Source organism: Xanthomonas prunicola (genome assembly GCF_025266575.1).
In the GTDB taxonomy this organism is placed as follows: domain Bacteria; phylum Pseudomonadota; class Gammaproteobacteria; order Xanthomonadales; family Xanthomonadaceae; genus Xanthomonas; species Xanthomonas prunicola.
Map to the genome: position 1 here is coordinate 4,346,477 of NZ_CP096142.1, position 23,280 is coordinate 4,369,756.

17 protein-coding genes, 1 other RNA gene and 1 pseudogene are annotated in these 23,280 nt (G+C 64.3%); 13 read left to right on the forward strand and 6 right to left on the reverse strand.

Features of this window, described 5'->3' with window-relative positions:
* Positions 1-63: 63 nt before the first annotated feature.
* The 4 genes from M0D43_RS18595 to M0D43_RS18610 all read left to right on the forward strand — a co-directional run bounded on the left by M0D43_RS18595 (position 64) and on the right by M0D43_RS18610 (position 4,051).
* Positions 64-948, forward strand: a complete 885-nt coding sequence (locus M0D43_RS18595; protein ID WP_252162543.1) for a carbon-nitrogen hydrolase family protein — start codon at positions 64-66, stop codon at positions 946-948.
* A gap of 19 nt (positions 949-967) precedes the next feature.
* Positions 968-2,059 carry a DUF3616 domain-containing protein gene (locus M0D43_RS18600; RefSeq protein WP_252162544.1) on the forward strand — a complete coding sequence of 364 codons (1,092 nt, stop codon included), beginning with the start codon at positions 968-970 and terminating at the stop codon, positions 2,057-2,059.
* Between the two features lie 68 nt (positions 2,060-2,127).
* Positions 2,128-3,531 (forward strand): glutamate--tRNA ligase, encoded by a 1,404-nt coding sequence (gene gltX / locus M0D43_RS18605; RefSeq protein ID WP_260807449.1) that lies wholly within the window; start codon positions 2,128-2,130, stop codon positions 3,529-3,531.
* A gap of 13 nt (positions 3,532-3,544) precedes the next feature.
* Complete coding sequence (locus tag M0D43_RS18610) at positions 3,545-4,051, forward strand: transcriptional repressor (protein ID WP_252162546.1); 507 nt, start codon at positions 3,545-3,547, stop codon at positions 4,049-4,051.
* A gap of 320 nt (positions 4,052-4,371) precedes the next feature.
* Here the strand turns inward: M0D43_RS18610 and M0D43_RS18615 are convergent, their stop codons facing one another.
* Positions 4,372-5,013: a TetR/AcrR family transcriptional regulator gene (locus M0D43_RS18615; RefSeq protein WP_252162547.1), complete on the reverse strand. Its 642-nt coding sequence runs from the start codon at positions 5,011-5,013 to the stop codon at positions 4,372-4,374.
* A gap of 105 nt (positions 5,014-5,118) precedes the next feature.
* Between M0D43_RS18615 and M0D43_RS18620 the strand changes: the two are divergent.
* The 5 genes and pseudogenes from M0D43_RS18620 to M0D43_RS18640 all read left to right on the forward strand — a co-directional run bounded on the left by M0D43_RS18620 (position 5,119) and on the right by M0D43_RS18640 (position 12,514).
* A pseudogene (locus tag M0D43_RS18620) lies at positions 5,119-6,331 on the forward strand (efflux RND transporter periplasmic adaptor subunit).
* 16 nt (positions 6,332-6,347) lie between these two features.
* Complete coding sequence (locus M0D43_RS18625; protein WP_252162549.1) at positions 6,348-9,491, forward strand: efflux RND transporter permease subunit; 3,144 nt, start codon at positions 6,348-6,350, stop codon at positions 9,489-9,491.
* Position 9,492: 1 nt separating this feature from the next.
* Positions 9,493-11,001, forward strand: a complete 1,509-nt coding sequence (locus tag M0D43_RS18630; protein ID WP_252162550.1) for an efflux transporter outer membrane subunit — start codon at positions 9,493-9,495, stop codon at positions 10,999-11,001.
* On the forward strand, positions 10,994-11,674 hold the full coding sequence (locus tag M0D43_RS18635) for a TetR/AcrR family transcriptional regulator (RefSeq protein ID WP_252162551.1): 681 nt from the start codon (positions 10,994-10,996) through the stop codon (positions 11,672-11,674). Before M0D43_RS18630 ends, M0D43_RS18635 begins: the two co-directional genes overlap by 8 nt.
* Positions 11,675-12,043: 369 nt before the next feature.
* Positions 12,044-12,514: a (R)-mandelonitrile lyase gene (locus M0D43_RS18640; RefSeq protein ID WP_252162552.1), complete on the forward strand. Its 471-nt coding sequence runs from the start codon at positions 12,044-12,046 to the stop codon at positions 12,512-12,514.
* A 101-nt stretch (positions 12,515-12,615) separates the two neighbouring features.
* On the opposite strand, the gene M0D43_RS18645 is transcribed toward M0D43_RS18640, so the two are convergent.
* The gene (locus tag M0D43_RS18645; RefSeq protein WP_252162553.1) at positions 12,616-13,524 is read right to left on the reverse strand and encodes an AraC family transcriptional regulator; all 909 of its coding nucleotides are present in this window, start codon (positions 13,522-13,524) and stop codon (positions 12,616-12,618) included.
* Positions 13,525-13,754: 230 nt separating this feature from the next.
* Between M0D43_RS18645 and M0D43_RS18650 the strand changes: the two genes are divergently transcribed.
* Entirely contained in the window at positions 13,755-13,958 is a 204-nt protein-coding gene (locus M0D43_RS18650) for a hypothetical protein (protein ID WP_101361549.1), read from the forward strand.
* A gap of 60 nt (positions 13,959-14,018) precedes the next feature.
* Positions 14,019-14,094: non-coding RNA, sX9 sRNA (locus M0D43_RS18655), on the forward strand.
* A gap of 337 nt (positions 14,095-14,431) precedes the next feature.
* Here M0D43_RS18655 and M0D43_RS18660 read toward each other — a convergent pair.
* Positions 14,432-15,346, reverse strand: a complete 915-nt coding sequence (locus M0D43_RS18660; protein ID WP_252162554.1) for a LysR family transcriptional regulator — start codon at positions 15,344-15,346, stop codon at positions 14,432-14,434.
* 100 nt (positions 15,347-15,446) lie between these two features.
* On the opposite strand from M0D43_RS18660, the gene M0D43_RS18665 reads away from it, so the two are divergent.
* Together M0D43_RS18665 and M0D43_RS18670 are read left to right on the forward strand one after the other, a co-directional pair.
* Entirely contained in the window at positions 15,447-16,664 is a 1,218-nt protein-coding gene (locus tag M0D43_RS18665) for an MFS transporter (RefSeq protein WP_260807451.1), read from the forward strand.
* Between the two features lie 158 nt (positions 16,665-16,822).
* The gene (locus tag M0D43_RS18670) at positions 16,823-17,908 is read left to right on the forward strand and encodes an aldo/keto reductase (RefSeq protein WP_260807452.1); all 1,086 of its coding nucleotides are present in this window, start codon (positions 16,823-16,825) and stop codon (positions 17,906-17,908) included.
* A 25-nt stretch (positions 17,909-17,933) separates the two neighbouring features.
* Here the strand turns inward: M0D43_RS18670 and M0D43_RS18675 are convergent, their stop codons facing one another.
* The 3 genes from M0D43_RS18675 to M0D43_RS18685 all read right to left on the reverse strand — a co-directional run bounded on the left by M0D43_RS18675 (position 17,934) and on the right by M0D43_RS18685 (position 23,060).
* Positions 17,934-18,530, reverse strand: coding sequence for a hypothetical protein (locus M0D43_RS18675; RefSeq protein ID WP_260807453.1), 597 nt, complete (start codon positions 18,528-18,530; stop codon positions 17,934-17,936).
* Position 18,531: 1 nt separating this feature from the next.
* The gene (locus M0D43_RS18680; protein ID WP_260807454.1) at positions 18,532-20,106 is read right to left on the reverse strand and encodes a S8 family serine peptidase; all 1,575 of its coding nucleotides are present in this window, start codon (positions 20,104-20,106) and stop codon (positions 18,532-18,534) included.
* A 572-nt stretch (positions 20,107-20,678) separates the two neighbouring features.
* A complete protein-coding gene (locus M0D43_RS18685) occupies positions 20,679-23,060 on the reverse strand; it encodes a TonB-dependent receptor (protein ID WP_260807456.1) in 2,382 nt (793 codons plus the stop codon).
* Positions 23,061-23,280 lie beyond the last annotated feature (220 nt).

A 23,280-nucleotide genomic window follows, 5' to 3' on the forward strand; every position in this document is an offset into this window, starting at 1 on the left:
TATGCGTTCGCTAGCCGGTTTGATTCCTTCGCCACCTCGACCCAGTAACCCAAAGGCCACCAGATGAAAATCGCTGTCGCCAAATACCCCATCGGCAAGCCCGTCGATTTCGCCGCGTTTGCTGCGCGCCAGTCGGCCCTGATCGGCGAGGCCGCAGCTGCCGGTGCGCGGGTGGTGGTGTTGCCCGAATATCTATCGCTGGAGCTGGGCGCGACGTTCGACACGCCTATTTCTGCCGGCCTGCCCGAATCGCTGGCGGCCATCCAGGCGCTGCGTGGGCAATGGCTGGAGCTGTTTGCCGGGTTGGCGCAGGAACATCAGCTGCATCTGATTGCCGGCAGCTTTCTGCTGGATCTGGGGCAAGGTCGCTACCGCAATCGCAGCGACTGGTTGACGCCTGAGGGCCTGCACGGCTGGCAGGACAAGTTGCAGCTCACCGGCTTCGAAAAGGCCACCGGGCTGATCGAGCCGGGCGACGAACTGAAGGTGTTCGAACTCGACGGCATCCGCGCGGCAATTGCGATCTGCTACGACAGCGAGTTCCCTTTGCCGGTGCGTGCGCAATACGAGGCCGGCGCGCGCTTGTTGATCGTGCCCAGTTGCACCGACACCGCGGCCGGTGCCATGCGCGTACGCATCGGCTGCCTGGCGCGCGCGCTGGAAAACCGCGTGTTTGTCGCGCAATCGGTCACCGCAGGGCAAGCGCTCTGGAGCCCCGCGTTGGACATCAATACCGGCGAGGCAGCGGTGTTTGCACCGATGGATGTCGGCTTTCCCGCCGATGGCGTGTTGGCGCAGACCCAGGGCGAGACGGTATGGGCACTGGCCGAGCTGGACTTCGCTGCGTTCGAGGCCAGCCGCGCGCAGGCGCAAGTGGCCAATGACCGCGATTGGCCGGGGCAGTTGGCGGCCGATGTCGCGCGTGCCAAGCTGGCCGCGTTCGGTTGATCCATCGCCTACAGTTCCCATGGCCAAGAAAACCCTGATTCCACATAGCGTCCGGCTCGAATTTGCGCCCGGTGCGCTGGTGCACAGCAATCTATCCGGCGCCGCCTTCACCGACGACTGGCTGTGGGTGGCCGGCGACGAAGCCTGCGCGGTCGACCGGCTGCGCAAGCTCGATCCGGTACAGCGCGAGACGCTGCGCTTCGGCCAAGGGCAGAGCTTCCCGTTGGCTGACCTGCTCGACCTGCCGGGTGAAGACGGCGAGGAAGCCGACCTGGAAGGCATGGGCCTGTCGGACGGATGTCTATGGGTCATCGGCTCGCACGGCAGCAAGCGCAAGAACGCCAAGCCTGGCCGCGACGACGCCGAAAACGCCAAACGCCTGACGAAATTGAAGCTCGACGGCAACCGCCGTCTGCTGGCCTGCCTGCCGATCGAATATGCGGACGATGGCACCCCGCAACTGGTACGCGAAGCCGCCGACGGCCGCCGGGCACGTCGCCTCAAGGGCGATGCCAAGCACAACCAGCTCACCGATCTGCTGGCCGACGACCCGCATTTCGGCCCGTTCCTGAAGATTCCAGGCAAGGACAACGGCTTCGATATCGAAGGCATCGTGGTCGATGGCCAGCGCTTATTGCTGGGCCTGCGCGGGCCGGTGCTGCGCGGCTGGTCCGCACTGCTGGAGATCCAGGTGGAAGCCCATGGCGACCACTTGCGCCTGGCACCGCTGGACGAGGACGGCACGCTGTTGCGGAAACACTTCCTGCAACTGGGCGGGTTGGGAATTCGCGATCTGCATTATTCCGGCGACGATCTGTACCTGCTGGCCGGGCCGACAATGGTGTTGAACGGCGAGATCCGCCTGTTCAAATGGCCGGATGCGCGCACCGTGCTGGCCGCCAACCAGGCGCCGGTGCGTTTCCAGCATGATCTGCTGGAATCTGCGGTGCTGCCACACGGCAAGGACAGCGACCGTGCCGAGGCCATCTGCAACCTGCCCAAGCAACTGGCCGGCAAGATCCCCACCTGGCTGGTGCTGTACGACGCCCCCGGTTCGGCCCGCAGCGCCGGCGATTGCGTGGTGTACGGCGACCTGCTGCGCAACCGTTGAGCCAGGGACCGGGCAGGGCCTTGCCGCGCAAGGTAAAATCGGCGGACTCCCGTTTTGTCGAGCGCTCCATGGCCTGCCGCACCCGTTTTGCCCCCAGCCCTACTGGTTACCTGCACATCGGCGGCGCCCGTACCGCCCTTTACTGCTGGCTGGAGGCGCGCCACCGTGGCGGGCAGTTCGTGCTGCGTATCGAAGACACCGACCGCGAACGGAGCACCCAGGCGGCCATCGACGCCATCCTGGAAGCGATGGAGTGGCTGGGCCTGGGCTACGACGAAGGTCCGATCTACCAGACCCAGCGCGTAGCCCGCTATCAAGAAGTCGCCGAGCAGCTGCTCGCGCAGGGCAAGGCGTATTACGCCTATGAAACCCGCGAAGAGCTCGACGCCATGCGCGAGGCCGCCATGGCCAAGCAGGAAAAGCCGCGTTACAACGGCGCCGCCCGCGAGCAGAACCTGCCGTATCGCGACGACCCCAATCGCGTCATTCGCTTCAAGAATCCCATCGGCGGCACGGTGGTGTTCGACGACCTGATCAAGGGCCGCATCGAGATCGCCAACAGCGAGCTCGACGACATGGTGATCTTCCGCCCGGACGGCTTCCCCACCTACAACTTCGCGGTCGTGGTGGACGACTGGGACATGGGCATCACCGAGGTGATCCGCGGCGACGACCACATCAACAACACCCCGCGCCAGATCAATATCTATGAAGCGCTGGGCGCACCGGTGCCCAAGTTCGCGCACATGCCGATGATCCTGGACGAGCAGGGCGCCAAGCTGTCCAAGCGCACTGGCGCGGCCGACGTCATGCAGTACAAGGACGCCGGCTATCTGCCGCACGCGTTGATCAATTACCTGGCACGCCTGGGCTGGTCGCATGGCGACCAGGAACTCTTCACAGCGCAGGAATTGCTGGGCCTGTTCGACGTCAAGGACGTCAATTCCAAGGCCGCGCGCCTGGACATGGCCAAGCTCGGCTGGGTCAATCAGCATTATCTGAAGACCGACGACCCGGCCAGCATCGCCCCGCAGCTGGAATATCAGCTCGCCAAGCTCGGTGTGGATCTCGCTGCCGGTCCGGCTGCCGCCGACGTGGTAGTGGCATTGCGCGAGCGCGTGCACACCTTGAAGGAAATGGCCGAAAAGGCCGTGGTCTGGTACCAGCCGCTGGAAACCTACGACGAAGCGGCAGTGATGAAGCACCTCAAGTTGGGGGCCGAGGTGCCGCTGGGCAAGGCGCGCGAGCTGCTGGCGGCAGTGGATGCGTGGAGCGTGGAGAGCGTCTCGGCCGCCCTGCACGATGCCGCTGCCGCCCTGGAACTGGGCATGGGCAAGGTCGCCCAGCCGCTACGCGTGGCCATCACTGGTACGCAGGTCAGCCCGGACATTTCGCAAACGGTGTACCTGGCCGGACGCGAGGGTGCCTTGAAACGCATCGATGCGGCACTCATCAAGATTGGAGCGGCCTGACGCCGGAGCCTGTATGACCAAGCACACCCACGCACAAGACCCCGCCTGCACCGCACCGCATCACCACGTCGACGACGCCAACGGCTTCGTGCGCGCGGTAGAGCGTGCCTGCAGCGAACGCGGCCTGCGGCTGACGCCCATCCGCGCCAACGTGCTGCGGCTGATCGCCGACGCCGGCAAACCGGTCAAGGCCTACGAATTGCTGGACTGGGTACGCGAAGGCAAGGGCGTCGGCGCCGATGCCCCGCCCACGGTGTACCGCGCACTGGATTTCCTGATGGCCAATGGATTCGTGCACAAGCTCGAATCGGTCAACGCCTTCGTTGCCTGCCACCACCCCAATAGCGCCCAGCACTCGGTGCCGTTCCTGATCTGCGACCGCTGCCATAGCGCGGTGGAACTGGAAGACCGCGACGTCGTGTCGCAACTGGAAGCCCGCGCCAAGGCGCTGGGCTTCCAGCCTCAGGCGCAGACGCTGGAAGTGCATGGCTTGTGTGCGAAGTGTGCGGTGGCGGAGTAATCAGCCACGAGGTCGCGCGCAGAGCGCGGCCTTTTCGTCGTGCTCCTGGCGCAATGCCCGGGTGCAGCACGTGTGCGATTGCAACGTGCTCAAGCGTTGTCGCAGCGTTGTTGAGTCGCTGCATCGCATGCCTTACTGATCTGCCTGCAGAGCGCCGCACCACTGTGTGGTTCAGCAATGCAGTGATGACGCCCTGCGGTACTCAAGCCAGCGGTGCGGCGACGCAGCGTTAGACATCACGCCGATTGCTTGCTTAGCGCCTGCGTCCGGCACTGCTTGGCGTAGACACGCACTGCGATGCAGCACAGGCACAAACGGTATCACGCCCTGTCCCCTGCCTTGCGGCCATACGCCGCCATAAACATCTGCACCGCACGCTGCGTCGCTTCGCGCAGGAACTCGGGCGTGGGGTCTTTGAGTGCGCCAAACAGGCAGGGCATCAGCGTTTCGGATTCAAGCAAGGCTGCGTACTGGTGGGCGGCAAGGTGGGTGTCGTCGCAGTGGAGCAGGCCGCAGTCCACTTGTGCCTGCAGGTAGTCAGCGAAGCGCTTGATACCGTCCTGTTGGCCGGCGCTGAAGTACAGCGCGCCGACCGTCGATCTGCCGGACACACCGATGATGGTTTGCCAGCTGGTGATGTTGGTCGGGGCGCACAGGAACGTGAGCACATCCTCGCCGAAGCGCTGCAAGGTCTCATCGAGGGGGCCGCTGCGGTGCGAGAGCGCATGCAGCAACGGGTCGAAATAACGGTCTGACATGTCCTTGGCAACGGCGACGAACAGCTCTTCCTTCGACGGAAAATAGCCATAGAGCGTGCGCTTGGAGCCGCCCACGCGGGCAGCGATCTGCGACATGGACGCGCCTTCAAAGCCCAGCTCAAGGAATACCTCGCTAGCCGCCTGAACGATGGCGTCGCGCTTTTCTTCGGTTCTGACCCGCATCAGATTCTCCCAATAATTCATAAGTATACCGACAGGGCAGAAATGCTTGACGGCTACAGGTGCGCTTATTAGGATACCAAACCGTACCGTTTAGATTATCCATCACACTCCGTCGGAGACCTGCCCGTGCGTTCTCATGCCTCGTTTCGCCTGTCGTTGCTTGCTGTTGCCGTTGCCGCCACCGCTCTGCTCAGCGCCTGCGGCAGTCCGCCGGGAGGCCCGCCGCCACAGGAAGGCACCCCGGAAATGGGCGTGCTGACCGTCAAGCAGCAACCGGTGACGCTGACCACTGAATTGCCAGGGCGCACCGTTCCGTACCTGATCGCCGAAATTCGCCCGCAAGTCGGGGGAATCATCCAATCGCGTCAGTTCACCGAAGGTGGCGACGTCAGGGCAGGGCAAACCCTTTACCAGATCGATCCGGCCCAGTACCGCGCCAGCAATGCCAGCGCGCAGGCCACCCTGGCCAAGGCTGAGGCGACCCTGCGCACCGCGCAACTCAAGGCCGAGCGCTACAAGGAACTGGCGCAGATCAAGGCAATCAGCCAACAGGAAGGCGACGACACCGATGCCGCGCTGGGCCAGGCCAAGGCCGACGTGGCGGCCGGCAAGGCCAGCGTGGAAACCGCACGCATCAACCTGGCGTTCGCCCGGCTGGACGCCCCGATCTCCGGCCGCATCGGCCGCTCCAGCGTGACGCCGGGTGCGCTGGTAACCGCCAACCAGGCCACTGCGCTGACTACCATCCAGCAGTTGGACCCGATCTATATCGACGTCACCCAGCCCAGCAGTGCGGTGTTGCGCCTGCGGCAGGCGATGGCGCGCGGCGATCTGGAACAGGCCGGCGACGGCGCGGCCAAGGTGTCGCTGCGACTGGAGGACGGCAGCACCTATCCGCTGCAAGGGCACCTGGCGTTCTCGGACGTCACCGTCGACCAGAACACCGGCTCGATCACCCTGCGCGCCGTCTTCCCCAACCCGAACGCCGAGCTATTGCCGGGCATGTACGTGCGCGCGGTGTTGCAAGAAGGCGTCAAGGAGCAGGGCGTGCTGGTGCCGCAGCAGGCGGTGTCACGTAACGGTGCGGGCAAGCCCACGGCGTTTGTCGTCGGTGCCGACCACAAGCTGCAGCTGCGCGTGCTGGACACCGACCGCGAGGTGGGCGACCAATGGCTGGTGCGCAGCGGCCTGACGCCCGGCGATCAATTGGTGGTCGAAGGCGTGTCGCGCGCGCGCTGGCATCGTGGTCAAGACCGTGCCATGGCAGCCCAAGGCCACACCCGCCGCCGGCAATCCTGCCGGTCCTTCCGCCCCGACCGCACCGCGTGCGGCCAACTGAGGCGGGATCACACGTCATGGCACGTTTCTTTATCGATCGTCCGATCTTCGCCTGGGTGTTGGCCATCATCGTGATGCTGGCCGGCATCCTGTCCATCGCCACCTTGCCGATTGCGCAATACCCCAGCATCGCACCGCCCGCCGTCGCCATCACCGCCAACTACCCGGGCGCTTCGGCGCAGACGCTGGAAGACACGGTCACCCAGGTCATCGAGCAGAAGATGAAGGGGCTGGATCACCTCAGCTACATGGCCTCCACCAGCGAATCCAGCGGTGCGGTGACCATTACCCTGACCTTCGAAAACGGCACCGACCCGGACACCGCGCAGGTGCAGGTGCAGAACAAGTTGTCGCTGGCCACGCCGTTGTTGCCGCAAGAAGTGCAGCAGCAAGGCGTCACGGTGACCAAGTCGGCCACCAACTTCCTCAACGTGCTGGCCTTTACGTCGGAAGACGGCAGCATGAGTGACTCGGACCTGTCCGATTACGTGGCGGCCAACGTGCAGGAAACCATCAGCCGCGTCGAAGGCGTGGGCGACACCACGCTGTTCGGTTCGCAATACGCGATGCGGGTATGGATGGACCCGAACAAGTTGAACAACTTCAGCCTGACCCCGGTGGATGTGCGCACCGCGATCCAGGCGCAGAACGCGCAGATTTCGGCCGGCCAGTTGGGTGCCTTGCCGGCGGTGGCCAACCAGCAGCTCAATGCCACCATCACCGCGCAGACACGGCTAAAAACGGCTGAAGAGTTCGAAAATATCCTGTTGCGCACGCAGGCCGATGGCTCGCAGGTGCGCTTGCGCGATGTGGCGCGGATGGAGCTCGGCAGCGAAAGCTACAACACGGTTGGCCGCTACAACGGCAAGCCGGCGGCCGGTCTGGCGATCAAGCTGGCGACCGGTGCCAATGCGCTGGACACGGTACGCGCGATCGATAAAAGCCTGGAAGAACAAGAGAAGTTTTTCCCGCCCGGCATGAAGGTGCAAAAGCCGTACGACACCACACCATTCGTGCGCATCTCCATCGAGCAGGTGGTACACACGCTGGTGGAAGCAGTGGTGCTGGTGTTTTTGGTGATGTATCTGTTCCTGCAGAACTTCCGCGCCACGTTGATCCCGACCATTGCGGTGCCGGTGGTGTTACTGGGCACGTTCGGTGTGCTTGCGGCCTTTGGTTTCACCATTAATACCTTGACCATGTTCGCGATGGTGCTGGCGATCGGCTTGCTGGTGGACGATGCGATCGTGGTGGTGGAAAACGTCGAACGCGTGATGGGCGAGGAACAGTTGTCGCCCAAGGAAGCCACGCGTAAATCGATGGACCAGATCTCTGGCGCGCTGATTGGCGTGGCGTTGGTGCTGGCGGCGGTGTTCGTGCCGATGGCGTTCTTCTCCGGTTCGACCGGTGTGATTTACCGGCAGTTCTCGATCACCATTGTGTCGGCAATGACCTTGTCGGTGCTGGTGGCGATGATCCTCACTCCGGCCTTGTGCGCCACCTTGCTCAAGCCTGCGCACAAGGGCCAGGGCCTGGCGACCACCGGGTTCTTCGGTTGGTTCAACCGCCTGTTCGATCGCGGCAACACCGGCTACCAGGGCGTGGTGCGGCACATGCTGGGCAAGGGCTGGCGCTACATGCTGGCCTACGCGGTGTTGCTGGCGTTGGTGGTGTTCGGCTTCATGAAGCTGCCGGTGGGTTTCCTGCCGGACGAGGACCAGGGCACGCTGTTCGTGCTGGTGCAGTTGCCGCCCGGCGCCACGAATGCGCGCACCAGCGATGTGCTCAAGCAGGTGGAGCACCACTTCATGGTCGATCAGAAAGACTCGGTAGCCGGCATCTTTGCGGTCACGGGTTTCAGTTTCGCCGGTAGCGGCCAGAATACCGGCCTGGCATTCGTCAAGTTGCGCCCGTGGGATGAGCGTACCGGCAAGGGGCAGAGCGTCACCGAGGTGGCGGCCAAGGCGAGCGCATTTTTCGCCGGCATCCGCGATGCCCGGGTATTCGCATTCGCACCGCCGGCCGTGTCGGAGTTGGGCAATGCCACCGGCTTCGATCTGATGTTGCAGGACCGTGCCAATCTGGGTCATGCAGCCTTGATGCAGGCGCGCGATCAACTGCTGGCCGAACTGTCGCAAGACAAGCGGCTGGTTGCGGTGCGCCCGAACGGGCAGGAAGACACCCCCGAGTTCAAGCTGGAAATCGACCCGCATAAAGCGCAGGCGATGGGCGTGTCGATCTCCGACATCAACAACACGTTCTCCAGCGCGTGGGGCAGTACCTACGTCAACGACTTCATCGACAAGGGGCGCGTCAAGAAGGTGATGCTGCAGGCCGATGCGCCATACCGTATGAATCCGCGCGACATCGACCGCTGGTTCGTGCGCAACAGCGCCGGCACCATGGTGCCGTTCAACGCCTTCGCCACCGCACGCTGGCAGTCCGGGTCACCGCGTCTGGAGCGTTACAACAGCGTGCCGTCGGTGGAAATCTTGGGCATGGCGTTGCCAGGTGCGGCCTCCAGTGGCGAGGCGATGCAGATCGTCGAAGCCGCAGCTGCCAAGTTGCCGCCCGGGATTGGCTTCGAGTGGACCGGATTGTCGCGGCAGGAAAAAGCCTCGTCCGGTCAGACCGGGCTGTTGTACAGCGTCTCGATCCTGATCGTATTCCTGTGTCTGGCCGCCTTGTACGAAAGCTGGGCAATCCCGTTCTCGGTGATCTTGGTGGTGCCGTTGGGCGTGTTCGGCACGTTGCTGGCGGCGATGCTGACCTGGAAAATGAATGACGTGTACTTCCAGGTGGGCCTGCTCACCACCATTGGTCTGGCATCGAAGAACGCGATTCTGATCGTGGAGTTTGCGAGGGAATTGCACGAGGGCGGCAAGAGCCTGGTGGCTGCTGCACTGGAAGCGGCGCGCATGCGCTTGCGGCCGATCCTGATGACCTCGTTGGCCTTCATCCTCGGCGTGGTGCCGCTGGTGTTGACCAGCGGTGCCGGCGCCGGCGCTCAGCACGCATTGGGCACGGCAGTGATCGGCGGCATGCTCTCCGGCACGGTGCTGGCGATCTTCTTCGTGCCGCTGTTCTTCGTGCTGGTCTGCGGCCTGTTCCAGCGCCGTCCACAGCCTGCTTCGCCCGTACCGCAGCCGACAGGACACTGACATGACCTCGATTCGCATGACACTTTGCGCGCTTGCCGTGGCCAGCGTGCTCTCGGGTTGCACGCTGATGCCGCGCTACACGCGCCCCGATGCGCCGGTGCCGACGCAATTTGCCGGGACCGATGTGTCGACAGCACCCGCCACCGCCACTGCTGCCGATGCCGGTAGCACTGCTGAAACTCCATACATCGCCGATATCGGCTGGCGCCAGGTCTTCACCGACCCGGCGCTGCAGCAGGTGATAGCGCTGGCGTTGGACAATAATCGCGACCTGCGCGTGGCCGCGCTCAATATCGAAGTTGCACTTGCGCAATACCGGGTGGACCGCGCCGCGCTGCTGCCCGCGATCAATGGCACCGGCACCGCCAATAATTCGCGCACACCGTCGGAGCTTGCGATTCCCGGTCAACCGCAGGTGTTTCGTACTTACAGCGCCAACATTGGCATCAGTGCCTATGAGCTGGATCTGTTCGGGCGCGTGCGCAGCCTGAAGGAACAGGCGCTGCAGCAGTTCTTGTCGACTGTTGAAGCACGCCGCAGTACGCACATCAGTCTGGTGGCAGAAGTCGCCACCGCCTATCTGACATTGGCGGCGGACCAGCAGTTACTGCAGCTGGCGCAGTCCACCTTGACCAGTCAGAGCGACAGTTATCGGCTGCAGCAGCGCAGCTTCGAACTGGGCGTGGCTTCGCAATTGACCTTGCGTCAGGCGCAGACCACGGTGGAAACCGCACGCGTGGATGTCGAGCGCTACACCGCGCAGGTGGCGCAGGATCGCAACGCTCTGGTGCTGCTGGTTGGCACGCAGTTGCCGGTGGACGTGCTGCCGCATGCATTGCCCGACAACGCGAGCGTGGAGGGGAATGTGTTGGCCAGCGTGCCGGCCGGCTTGCCGTCGCAGTTGCTGCAACGTCGCCCGGACATTCTGGAGGCCGAGCGCAACCTGCGTGCGGCCAATGCCAACATCGGTGCGGCGCGCGCGGCGTTCTTCCCCAGTATCAGCCTCACCGCATCCACCGGTTCGTCCAGCAGCAGCCTGTCCAAGCTGTTCGATGCCGGCACGCGTGCCTGGAGCTTCGTGCCCACGTTGACCTTGCCAATCTTCAATGCCGGACGTAACCGCGCCAATCTGGACATGGCCAAGGCCAACCGCGATATCGACGTGGCGCGCTATGAAAAGTCGATCCAGAGCGCGTTCGGCGAGGTGTCCGATGCGCTGGCGCAGCGCGACACGCTGGGCCGGCAGTTGCAGGCCCAGCAGGCGTTGGTGGAGGCCACTGCCGATAGCTACACGCTGTCGCAGGCACGTTTCGAACGTGGCATCGATAGCTATCTGCAGGCGCTGGATGCGCAGCGTTCGCTGTATAGCGCGCAGCAAACCTTGATCAACACCCAGCTGTCGCGCTTGACCAATCTGGTGACGTTCTACAAGGCCATGGGTGGCGGCTGGCTGCAAACGGCTGAGCCCACGGCTGCTGCGACCCCGGCAGCGGAGCCGCCGCGTGGATGACGACGCGCCGTCCGTCGCACACAGGCGCGCCCCGCGCGACAAACGTGGTGCCATCCTGGCGGCGGCGCGCGCGCTGTTTCAACAGCACGGCTTCGATAGGACCAGCATGGACACCATCGCCGAGCGCGCGATGGTGTCCAAGGCCACGGTGTATGCGCATTTTGCGTCCAAGGAGGTGCTGTTCCGCACCACCCTGGAAGCGCTGGCGCATGCCTCACCCAATCGCTGGACTGCCTTGCTGGAGTTGCAGGGGCCGTTGGAGCAACGCCTGGCTGCGGTGGCGGATGCGGTGCTGCGCGTGTTTGCCAGCAGCATGCGGGATGATGCCGCGTATAGCCTGGTACGCCCGCCACTGTTGCCGCGCCAGATACGCGATGAAATGTGGACGCTGGGCTTCGAACGCTACGACAGCATGATGCGCACGCTGCTGGCGCGCGAGGTGCAGCGCGGCGCATTGGTGATCGACAACCTGCCGGACGCATCGGTGCATTTCTTCGGATTGATGACCGGGCCGCCGGTCACCGCTGCCACGCGCGACGAGGCGCCAGATGCGCAATCTGTGCAGCTGGATGCGTATGTGAGCGGGGCGGTGGCGTTGTTCCTGCGTGCGTATCGCCCGGACGCAGCACTGGCGGGGAACGATCGCAAACGTGAGGTGCCGAGCGGGTTTTAAGCGGATAGGCGTGCAATGAGGCGTGCCTGCGAAAGCTGTGTTGCGCCTGCGCATGCATGCCCATTCACGTGCACTTTCCGTTCGTGCCCGTCCTGATTGCAATCCCACAGTAGTAAGCGGCCGTGGCGCGGTCGACGCAGATCGATGCAGCTGTGCCGTGCCAGTGCGGCCGGTTACGGCGAAAATATGGTGTGTCCGAATGCCTCGGCGTCGATACCTTTGCATCCGCTGCATCCGCTGCATCCGCTGCATCGGGCTGATCGAGGCCGCGCGCGTGATGCACGGTGCGTCCACGTGCATGCGTGGCGGGGAGTAATGGCGGTGCGCAAGCGCGCTACAGTGCGGGGACTCGAATCAAGGAGCACTGCAATGCATCTGTTCGCGAATGCACTATCGCTATCAATGATGGCCACCGTTACGCCAGGTGAGCCTGCAACGCCGATCAAGGTGAGCCGCGCCGGCGGTGCGGCATCGGCGGTGGGGTCGGCCGAGTATTTCACCGGCAAGGTACGCATCGACGCACCGTTCCAGGCCGACGCGCCGGCGCGGGTAAGCGGTGCCACGGTGACCTTCGAGCCGGGCGCGCGTACCGCCTGGCACACCCATCCCTTGGGGCAGACGCTCATCGTCACCGCCGGTGCGGGGAGGGTGCAGGAGTGGGGCAAGCCGGCGCAGGAGATCCGCCCGGGCGACATCGTGTGGATTCCGCCGGGCGTCAAGCATTGGCACGGCGCGAACGCCAACGTGGCGATGTCGCATATCGCCATTGCCGAGTCGCAGGACGGCACGCCGGTGACCTGGCTGGAGCAGGTAAGCGAGGCACAATACACCGCCGAGTGAAAGCGGTGATGCTGATGCGGTGAAAGGGCCGCCCCAGCGTTGGCGGACTCCGCGGCGGCCCGCTGGGTTCGCTGCGGTGCCAGCGCTATGCACCGGCTGCATTACGCCGCTTCGGTGGCGTCCTGCGCGTTGGCACGCAGCCGTTGCGCATCGCGTGCGGGCGGGATGCCAAGAATGCGTGCGTAATCGCGACTGAATTGCGATGCGCTCTCGTAGCCAACGCGGAAGCCGGCGTCGGCGGCGGTGAGCGCCTCGGCCACCATCAAGCGACGTGCTTCGTGCAAACGCAGCTGTGAGCGGTATTCCAGCGGCGTCATCGTGGTCACCGCCTTGAAATGCGCATGAAAGGTGGAGCGGCTCATCGCCGAGAGATCGGCGATCTGCTCGATGCTGAAACGCTGCGCGTAGTGTTCGCGCAACCACACGATGGCTTTGGAAATCTGATTGAGCCGGCTGTCGGCGATCGCCATCTGGCGCACCGCCGCGTTGGCCGGGTCGGCCATCAGGCGGTACAGCAGTTCGCGCACGATCAATGGGGCGAGCGCGGCGATTTCATGCGGCTCATCCAGCAGGCGCGCCAGCCGCAGCGCGGCGTCCTGCAGTTGCGGCGTGCTGCGATTGAGCAGCAGCCCGGCCGATGTCGCATCGCGCTGGGTGTCCACCAATTCCGGATGATGGATCGCCAGTTCGCTGAGTACCGCGGTGTCCAGGTCCAGGCAGAAGCACAGGTACGGCTGCGCGCTGCTGGCTTCGATCACCGAGCCGACGATGGGCAGATCCACCGACGCCACCAGATACATCTGCGGGTGATAGACGTACGCCTGCGCGCCCAGCATTGCTTGCTTACGGCCCTGCGCCACCAGGCACAGCATGGGCGTATAGACGGTCGGCATGGGCACGGTGGGCAACGCGCTGCGCATGATTTGCAACCCCGCAATCGGGGTGGGATGCATGCCGTCGCCAGGGGCATGACGCAGCAGTAGCGTGCTCAACTCGGTCAGCGAAGACATGCGAAAACTCGTCGACGACGCAATGCGGCCCAGCCGCGATAGCACCGATCGTACAAGAGTGCAGGTGGTGTCGGCGGCAAGGCATGACATGAAGCGTGTAGGGTCGCGTCCGCTGGAAACGCGCGGCTGCAGTCGCCGCTTGCCTTGAGCGCGTGCAGCTCCGGCGCTAAGAGCCTGCTCACGGGACGGCCGTATGATAGACGCCGTCTTCTCAGCAGCTTTGGCATGCCATGCCCGCAAAACGTTCCAGCTTCCCGATGCCGACCAGTCCCGCCGAGTGGCAGCGGTTGGAAGCCGCTGCCACCGCAGAGCTGGATCAGCGCACCGCGCAGGCGCATCTGCAGATCCTTGGGCTGTTGCGCACGCATGGGCATCTGTTGAGCGATGCGCAGCGCCGGAGCTTGCAGAAGCGCCTGCTGCGCGGCGGGCGTTAGAGAAACTAACAAAACTACTGCGCAGCCCCCAGGCGGGCGCGGCCGGTGCTCGGAATCGGCATGTACCACTCGTACACTCCGGTTCCTGCGCGCCGTCCGCGCCCACCTGACGGCTGCTCGCTACGTTTTGTTAGCCGCTCTTAATCTGCGAAAAGCACTATCCGTGCGGTTGCGCATGAGCAGAGAGCCTCACCTGGTGATCCTGTGCCGCAACGGTGAGATCGCTGATGCAACGGGTTAGCCGGGCGCCCCATCAAGCGAAGAGTTGCGCCTGGGGACTGTCATCGAATGGATACAGTCTGCGCGTGATACGCAACCTGCACGTTATCGCTGCCGTCGTCTCCGGTGGCACGTGACCTGTCGCAGGCGTCGCCGTACGCCAGGTCGCAGTGTCGGCACGCGCGTTTGGCCAGTGCGCCATCCTCACGACAACCACCAATGCCGGCTTGCGCAGGCGCCCCGGCAAGCGGGCGCTACGCCGCCACGTCCCACGGCGGCTGCTCGCCGAGCCGCTCCAGCAGGAAATCCACAAACGCACGCACACGCGGCGGTTGCAGCTGGCGCGCCGGCATCACTGCGCTGATATGCGAGGTCGGCGGCGGGTAGTCGCGCATCACTTCGGCTAGACGGCCGCTGCGCAATTCCTCGGCGATGTGCCAATACGAATGCACTGCAATGCCCTGGCCGGCGACCACCGCGTCGCGCACCAGTTCGCCGAAGTTGCTCTCGAAGCGGCTCTGCATGCGCACGCGCACCAGCCCGCCTTGGGGCGTTTGCAGTGTCCACATATCTTGGCGGCCGTCGCGGCCCATCAGCAGCACGCCGGCGTGCTGGGCGAGCTCGTCCGGCGTGCGCGGCGTGCCGTGACGCTGCAGGTAATCGGGCGAGGCCGCCAGGGTGCGGCGGTTGTCAGCGATGCGCCGGGCCACCAGCCCGGAGTCATCCAGCGGACCGATGCGGATTGCCAGATCGAAGCCTTGTTTGACGAGATCCACCAGGTCATCGCTCAGGTGCGCGCTGATGCGCAGGCGCGGGTGCCGCGCCTGGAATTCCGGCAGGAGCGGCGACACGTATTGGCGTCCGAATGAGGCGGACATGGTCATGCGCAGCACACCGCCGACGTCGTGCGCGCTTTCGCGCAGGTCCTCGGCCAGCGCGTTCAGATCTTCCACCAGCACGCGGCCACGTTCGGCCAGCCGTTGGCCTTCGGCAGTGGGATGCAGGCGGCGCGTGGTCCGGTGCAGCAGGCGCACGCCCAACTCGCGTTCCAGGCGCTTGAGGCGCTGGCTGGCCACCGCGATCGACAGATCCAGGCTGCGCGCGGCCGCGGTGATCGAGCCCAGGTCGAGCACACGCAGGAACAGGGCAATGTCGCCAAGACGGTCCACACCATTCTCAATGATTGATTGAAAGTGAATCAGGATAGCAGGGGTTTTTACGAAGAACTGCCAAGCGCAGGCTGGTCGCAGTCTTTTCTGGTCCCCTCCCATGTCTAGCCTCATCTCCACGCGTTCGTCGCGCTTTCCGCCAGCGTTGCTGGCATTGACCATTGGTGCCTTCGGCATTGGCACCACCGAGTTCGTGATCATGGGGCTGCTGCAGCAGGTGGCCACCGATCTGGGCGTCTCGCTCAGCGCGGCGGGCCTGTTGATCAGCGGCTATGCGCTGGGCGTGTGCGTCGGTGCGCCGGTGCTGACCCTGGCCAGCGCACGCCTGCCGCGCAAGGCCGTGCTGGTCGGGCTGATGCTGATCTTCACCGTCGGCAACGTGGCCTGCGCGCTGGCGCCGGACTACACCAGCCTGATGGTCGCGCGGGTGCTGACATCGCTGGCCCACGGCACGTTTTTCGGCGTAGGCGCTGTGGTGGCGACCTCGCTGGTGCCGGCCGAACGCCGTGCATCGGCAATCTCGCTGATGTTCGCCGGGCTGACCGTAGCGACGCTGCTCGGGGTGCCGGCGGGGGCCTGGCTTGGCCTGCAACTGGGCTGGCGCGCAACCTTCTGGGCGGTGGCCGTGATCGGCGTGCTGGCCACTGCCGCGGTCGCCTTGTGGGTGCCGGCGGCCGCCGGTGCCGCCACGCCGGTGTCGTGGCGGCAGGAAGTGGCAGTGCTGCGGCGCGGGCAGGTGCTGCTGGCCCTGGCGATCACGGTGGTGGGTTACGCCGGCGTGTTCGCGGTGTTCACCTACATCCAGCCGCTGCTGCTGCAGATCACCGGGTTCGCGCAATCGGCGGTGTCGCCGGTGCTGCTGGTGTTCGGCGTGGGCATGATCGTCGGCAATCTGCTCGGCGGGCGGCTGACGGACCGTCGTCCCACTGCGGCGTTGCTGGGCAGCCTGGCTGCGCTGGTGGTGGTACTGGGCGCGCTGGGGTTTGCGTTGCACAGCAAGGCCGCGATGGTGATCTGTGTCGGGCTACTGGGCGTGGCCGCCTTCGCCACCGTGGCGCCGTTGCAGTTGCGCGTGCTGGAACATGCGCGCGGCGCCGGCCAGAACCTGGCCTCTAGCCTGAATATCGCCGCTTTCAATCTGGGCAATGCGCTAGGCGCATGGCTGGGCGGTGTGGTGCTCGCCACGCAGGCCGGCTTGGTCGCAACGCCGTGGGTGGCCGCGCTGTTGACTGCCATCGGCCTGGGGCTCGCACTGTGGAGCGTGCAGCTGCAGCGCCGCTGCGCTCCTGCGCCATCGGTATGCGCACAGGTGGGGTGAGTTCGTTGCGCTGGCGATTGCCTGCGTTGGCGCAGTACGCGTCCAGCGGATCGTGATGTGCTGCATAACCGCTGGTTTCGCGACCAGCCAATACAGATGCGCGAGTGGTCAGCGACAACGCAGCGCATTCCTCATTCAAGTCTGCAAGGAGTCATTTGATGGAAACCCGTCTACTTGGCCGTTCCGGTTTCAAGGTGCCCGTGCTCGGCTTGGGGGCCGGTACGTTCGGCGGTAAAGGGCCGTTGTTTTCCGCATGGGGCGACACCGATGTGGCGCAGGCGCGGCGCATGATCGATGTGTGCCTGCAGGCAGGGCTCAACCTGTTCGACACCGCCGATGTGTATTCCGATGGCGCGTCCGAAGACATCCTCGGCCAAGCGCTACAAGGCCGCCGTGATCAGGTGATCATCTCGACCAAGACCGGCCTGCGCCTGGGCGATGGGGCCAACGATGCCGGAGCATCGCGTTTCCGCCTGCTGCGTGCGGTGGACGCATCGTTGCGGCACCTGCGCACCGACTACCTCGATCTGCTGCAGCTGCACGCCTTCGATGCAATGACGCCGATGGAAGAAACCCTGTCCACGCTCGACGGCCTGGTGCGCGCAGGCAAGGTGCGCTATCTGGGCGCTTCCAATTACGCCGGGTGGCAGCTGATGAAATCGCAGGCGGTGGCCGATGCGCACGGCTGGAGCCGCTTCGTCGCCAACCAGACCTATTACTCGCTGGCCGGACGCGACTACGAGTGGGAACTGATGCCGCTGGGCATCGACCAGGGCATTGGTGCGGTGGTGTGGAGCCCACTGGGTTGGGGAAGACTCACCGGCAGGCTGCGGCGCGGCCAGCCGTTGCCGCAACACAGCCGCCTGCATGCCACCGCCGCGGCCGGCCCTGCAATCGACGATGCGCGTTTGTTCGACATTGTCGATGTACTGGACACCATCGCCGCAGAGACCGGCCGCAGCGTACCGCAGATCGCCATTAACTGGCTGTTGCAGCGGCCTACCGTCAGCACGGTGCTCATCGGCGCACGCGACGACGTGCAACTGCGCGAAAACCTGGGTGCGGTGGGCTGGTCGTTGACCGACGACCAGCGCGCCCGCCTGGATCAGGTCAGTGCAGTAGAACCGCCGTATCCCTATTACCCCTATTGGCGCGGGCAGTTTGCAGAGCGCAGCCCGCTGCCGCTGTCAGGCGGGCTGCGCCAACCTGCCGCGCTGCAACCCAATGCAGCGTGGCGAGCATGACTGCCAAGGTGCTAGCGCAGTCGCGTCACAGCGGTCGTGCCGCCGGAACGATCACTTCCGGCTTGATCGCTCCCACGCCGTTGCTGCCTTGCAGCTGTCGGCAATTGTCCAATGCCGTCATCGCCGAGGCGTAGCCGATCATCGCGCTGCCGTCGATGGCGGATGCATAGAGCAACCTGCCGCCTGTACGCGTGGCCAGTGCACGCGCGATGGCGGGAGTGGTATCGAACAATTTGATCGACGCACCCAGCAATGCCGGCTGGCCGCTACGCGTTTCCAGCGCGGCAACGACGGTCGCCGATGGTTCGCTGCGCGTGGTGCGCGCAACCGCGTCCACGGCGCTGGTGCTGTCGAGATAGATCGCGTAGTGATCGACGCGGGCAACGGGCGCGTTCGCGCTGGTCTGTGTGCTTCTTAGCGATTGCATGGCGGCAGTGCTGCGCGTGGCGTCGGCCAGCCGCACCGCTGCTCCTGGAATCAGCCGGAACTTGGCACGGCCCACCACAACGGTTTGCTCGGTTGCGGCGGCATGCAGGCGTGCGCGATCGAACACCTGTGCCGAGGCGGGCGCGGAAAGGCTGACGGCAACGACGCACAGCAGTGTGATCAGAGAGGTCTTCATGTCAGTGGCCCACCACGCGCATTTCGAATTCCTGCAGTTGTTCCTTGCCGTTGTCGGCGAGCATGTCGTCCACCTCCAATGTCCAGCGACCGGCCGACGGTTCGTCCAGGAAGGCACTACTGGAGGTCAGGAACACCACGAAGCCATCACCCGGATCGAGCGTGGAAAACGGCGTCATCACGGTGCTACGGGTGCCGCTGGGCGATACCAGCCCTGCGCGCAGGTTACGAGGATTCTTGTGCGTCCCCGCGAAGTACAGCTGTACGCCTTCCACCTTGAAGGACTGTTTGATGTCGATCGTCAAGTGCGCTGGCGACCCGATACCACCGATGGTACTGCTGTTTCCGTCATAGACGGTCCACTCGGTGTCCTGCATTGCAGGCAGCGGAGTGAAATGCACGGCGCGCTCCACCGCCGCGGCTGCATCCACCAGGCCGAAGCCGTACCAGTTGCTGAAACGCTGGCCGGCCGCGTTGGTGATCCAGGCGGGCTCGATCACGGTGTCCTTGTAGAACACCTTGGCCTGATTGGGATCGACCTGCACTGCGGTCGTGGCCAGAATGTATTCCACGTCGCGCAGCGTCAGTTGCGGGTTGGCGCTGAGCATCAGCGCGGCGACGCCTGCCACCGTTGGTGCGGAGGCAGAGGTGCCGTTCATGCGTGCGCTGTAGTTGCACGATGCATCAATTTTCGAGTGGCTGGTATCCAGCGCATTCTGCGGCGCGCGCGTGCGATCGCGATTGTTGCCTGCAGCACATCCGCTCAGATCGGTCGTGACGATCGCCGGCGAGAAGAATCGCTGCGGGCCCTGCGTGGCGAGCAGTGCATAGAGCTCCTTGAATGTCTCCGGATGCGGGTCGAAGCGACGTTGAAAGCCATACTCGCCAGACAGCCCGGACACCCATACTGCGGATCCGGACGATGAGTAACTCGCGCGCACCCCATCGGCATTGACTGCGCCCACCAACACGTCCATCGCACGGGCTTGTGGACCATCGCCCCAGGAGTAACGGATGTCGACGTACTGCTTGCTTCCATCGCTCACGGAAAGTGCGTTGAAGCCAGCCAAATTTGCCTCTGGTGCAATACCGCGTCCACCCAATCCATTCCATCCACGTGCCGCGATGATGCCGGCGACCGCGGTGCCGTGGTCGGTGTCGATGTCATCCGCAGGCGGCGTCGGATCGTTGGAGCCATTCAAAAGGTTATGCGAGCCGCCGGCAACGATGTTGTCGACAAGATCCTCATGCGCAATCTCAAGCCCATCATCGATGACCGCCACCTTGACTCCAGCGCCGCGGATGCCGAGCGTGTGCAGGATGTCCCCATCCAGATCGACGCCGGGCCGTGGACGTTGGTCGCCGAACACCGGCTGGCCTTGATTGAGCAGATGCCATTGGTAGCGAAACAACGGATCGGTGCCGGTGGCTTTCGCGGTGGCGCTGTGTGTGGCGTTGATGTGTGCAAGGGTGGCAGCAGCGGCTGCCGGTGTTGCAGCCAGCACCGAATGCGGCGCGCTGCCGATCAGCAATGCGCCGATCAACGATGCGAGCGGGCGCCTGCGAAAAGAGTTCATTAATGCGAAAGAGCGAGCAGCAGGCGTCATGTCCGTTTATCCCGGGACGGCAAAAAAGCACATTTCCATGAATGGAGTAAATGCGGTCAGGTCGTGCCTCGGCTCCCTGAGCGTGTCGACGCAGCCGATGTTGGCGGTGCGTGTGCACCGCGGCAACCGTCAGAGTAAAGAGCGGGAACGCACGGACCTGCACTGCCTGCGATCGACGATGCCTGCGTGATACATCGCACAATTGGTGACGTGTTTGACCAGTTGCGTCTTGCACGCTAAGTTTTTTATCGAAAATTTTCTGCGAAATTCGGCAAGACAGGTCGTATCGATTGAAATAACCCATCACGATGCGCCGCGCGTCTTCGCACGTGGTCCTGCTTTCAACCTGGGCGTCTGGCGATGTCCATCGCATGCCGCGCATGGGGAAGGCGCCTGCGCCGTTGCCAGGCAGCGTTCTGCAATGGCGGTCGCCAATCCGGACATGCGCCGGCGCCGCGACGCGACGCGGTGAAACGGTGCGCGCTGTCCGCAAGGGGCCGCGCAGCAGTCTCCGCTGCTGCGCGGACCCTTGCTGCGCCGATCTACCAGCGGTACGCCACCGACATCTGGTACTGCCGCCCGGCAATCGGCCGGCCCATGAAGACGCCCCCGGTGGCCGCACCCGGCACGCGCACGTTGCCTTCGGTCAGCCCCAGTGTGTCGGTGACGTTGCTGCCGCTGGCGGTCACTTCCCAGTGTTCGCCCACATGTAGGTTGGCGCCGATATCCACCATGTCGTACGAGGGCAGGCGCTGGCTGTTGGCCAGATCCGCGAAGCGCTCGCCGATGTACGAATAGGTGGCAAACACCTTGAGGTCGCCGAACGGCAGCATCCAGTAATAGCTGGGCGTGATGCGGAACTGGCGCTTGGGTTGGCGCATCACCTGGTTGCCGGTGAACTCGCGATAGTTGCGGTATTTCGCATCCAGCCACACCCCGGTGCCAGTCAGCTCAAACCCGCCGAACGGCCGGATCGCACCTTCCACTTCCAGCCCGCGTGCGCGCGAATCGCCCACCGCAGTGAAATTCTGGCCATTGGCCAGAAATGCCTGGAACGGCGAGTTCCTGAAAGTGTTGTAGAACGCGGTGAGATACAGGTCGTACGCGCTGGTGCCGGACTTCAAGCCCAGCTCGTATTGATCCACATCCTGCACGCGGTTCTGGCCATCGCGCAGGTTGTCGAAACCGGGAAACTTCACTCCGGAGTTGACCCGTGCAAACAGGCTGTTGTTCTGATCGAGCGTGAAGTTCAAGCCGGCCGTCCACGAGAGCGCTTCATCGTCTTGATCGATGCGCCGCGTGGTGGCCAGTGCCAGCGAAGTGGCGTTGTCGTACAGCGTGGCCGGGTGGCCATCCAGATCCACGGTGGCGGTGTCGTGCACATCGCCGGTGACGCTCTGGCGCTCGTAGCGCGCGCCCAGGTCCAGGCGCAGGCGCTGACTCAGCTCCCACTCGTCGGCGACGAAGGCGGCGATGTTTTCGCCGTTGTACTTGGCACGCAGGTTGAGGAAGGCGGTGCTGGTAAAGCCCTGGCGGGTGGGCTGGCGGCCATCGTCCAATGCCACATCGATGCGGCGCGCGTTGTTTTGCGCGGTGAGCAGCATGGTGTTGCCCAGGTACCAGGTGTCGGCAGAGGAATACCTGGCGTAATACGCGCCGACGGTCAGCGTGTTGCCGGCAAACAACTCGCGACTCAGACGCAGGTCGTTGGTGAATGAATTCAGGCGCTTGTCCACCGACCACCAACCGGCTTCGAGCACTTGCTGGTTCGTATCCACCGCGCCGCCGCCGTTGGTGTAACTGGCATTACCGCTGCTGCCGTAACCGGCAATGAAATCGCCTAGACGTTGCGGCGCATCGCCGGTGAACAGGGCGTAGGTCGGCGCGCTGCCGCTCATCACGTTGAAGCGGTCGGCCACGGTCCAGCTGCTGCGCTCCCAGTTCCATTCGCCGCCGAACACATCGATGTTGACGCCGCGCCCGTCGGCCAGATCGCGTCGTAGCGTCTGGCCATTCGGGCCGACCAGCAGATCCACGTTGCGGAAATCGCGCCCGAGCAGGGTGCCGGTTTGCGCGTTCAAGCCGGGGAAGCTGGAAAGATCGTTGCCGTCGTTGCGCGAGAGCAACGGAATCGGGGTGTAGAACGCGTTGTTGTCGTCGGTGTGGCGCCCATAGAGCGACAGCTCGCCGCGGTCCCAGCGCTTGCTCAAGGTGGCGCTGAATTGACCGCCCTTGTCGGCGGAGAACTGCGGGTCGCGCACGCCATCGGTGTCGCGAAAGAATCCACCCACGCTGTAGTACCAGCCATTGCCCATCGGCCCGCTGTTGAACACATCGATGCGGCGCAATGCGTTGTTGCCACCGGTCAGGCGCACACTGCCTTCGGGTTCGTCCTGGCCTTTTTTCTGGATGAAATTGACGGTCAATCCGGGCTGGCCGTTGGAGAAGATGGGACTGGAGCCACCGCGCAGCACTTCCATGCGCTCGACCGTATCGTCGACGCGGAACAGCGTGGAATTTTCCAGGAACGACAAGGTCGGTGGTGGGAACAGCGGTGAGCCATCCAGTTGCATGGTCACGAACGGCGCATCGCCTTCAGAAGGCATGCCGCGCACGAAGATATTGGCGCCGGTCCCGCCGCCGCTCGGCTCGGCCCAGACCCCGGGCACGATTTTGAGCAAGTCGGCAGTGCTCTGCGGGACCGCTTGTTGGATCTGTTCCGGGCTGGCCGTGGTGATCGAAAAACTGGCGTCGCGCTTGGCCAGGCCCTTGAAGCGCGCGGTACCGCTGACGATGACGGCATCCAGCGTGGTGGCGTCCTGATTGCCCGCTGCAGGCGTGACGGTCTGCGTGCGGCCGTCCGGTGCCAGCAGCACGGCAGCGACGGCGAGCGAGAGGGTGTAGCGGGGTGATGAAAAACGCATGCGCAAGGCTCCTTGTCTCAAGTGCAAGAACGCTGTCGAGCCATGCAGTGGTATGCATGCATCGGCAGCCAGTGCACGCGCGCGCCCGCGCTATCGCGTCGCTTGCGCCCCCTGTCAGCGCAGTGCTAATGAAGTTTTAACCCTAGATGCACCACAGCCTGTTGTGCGACGCAGCAGTTGCGGTCTGCACTTCTAGGTGAACAGTGCGGCCGTGTTTGCC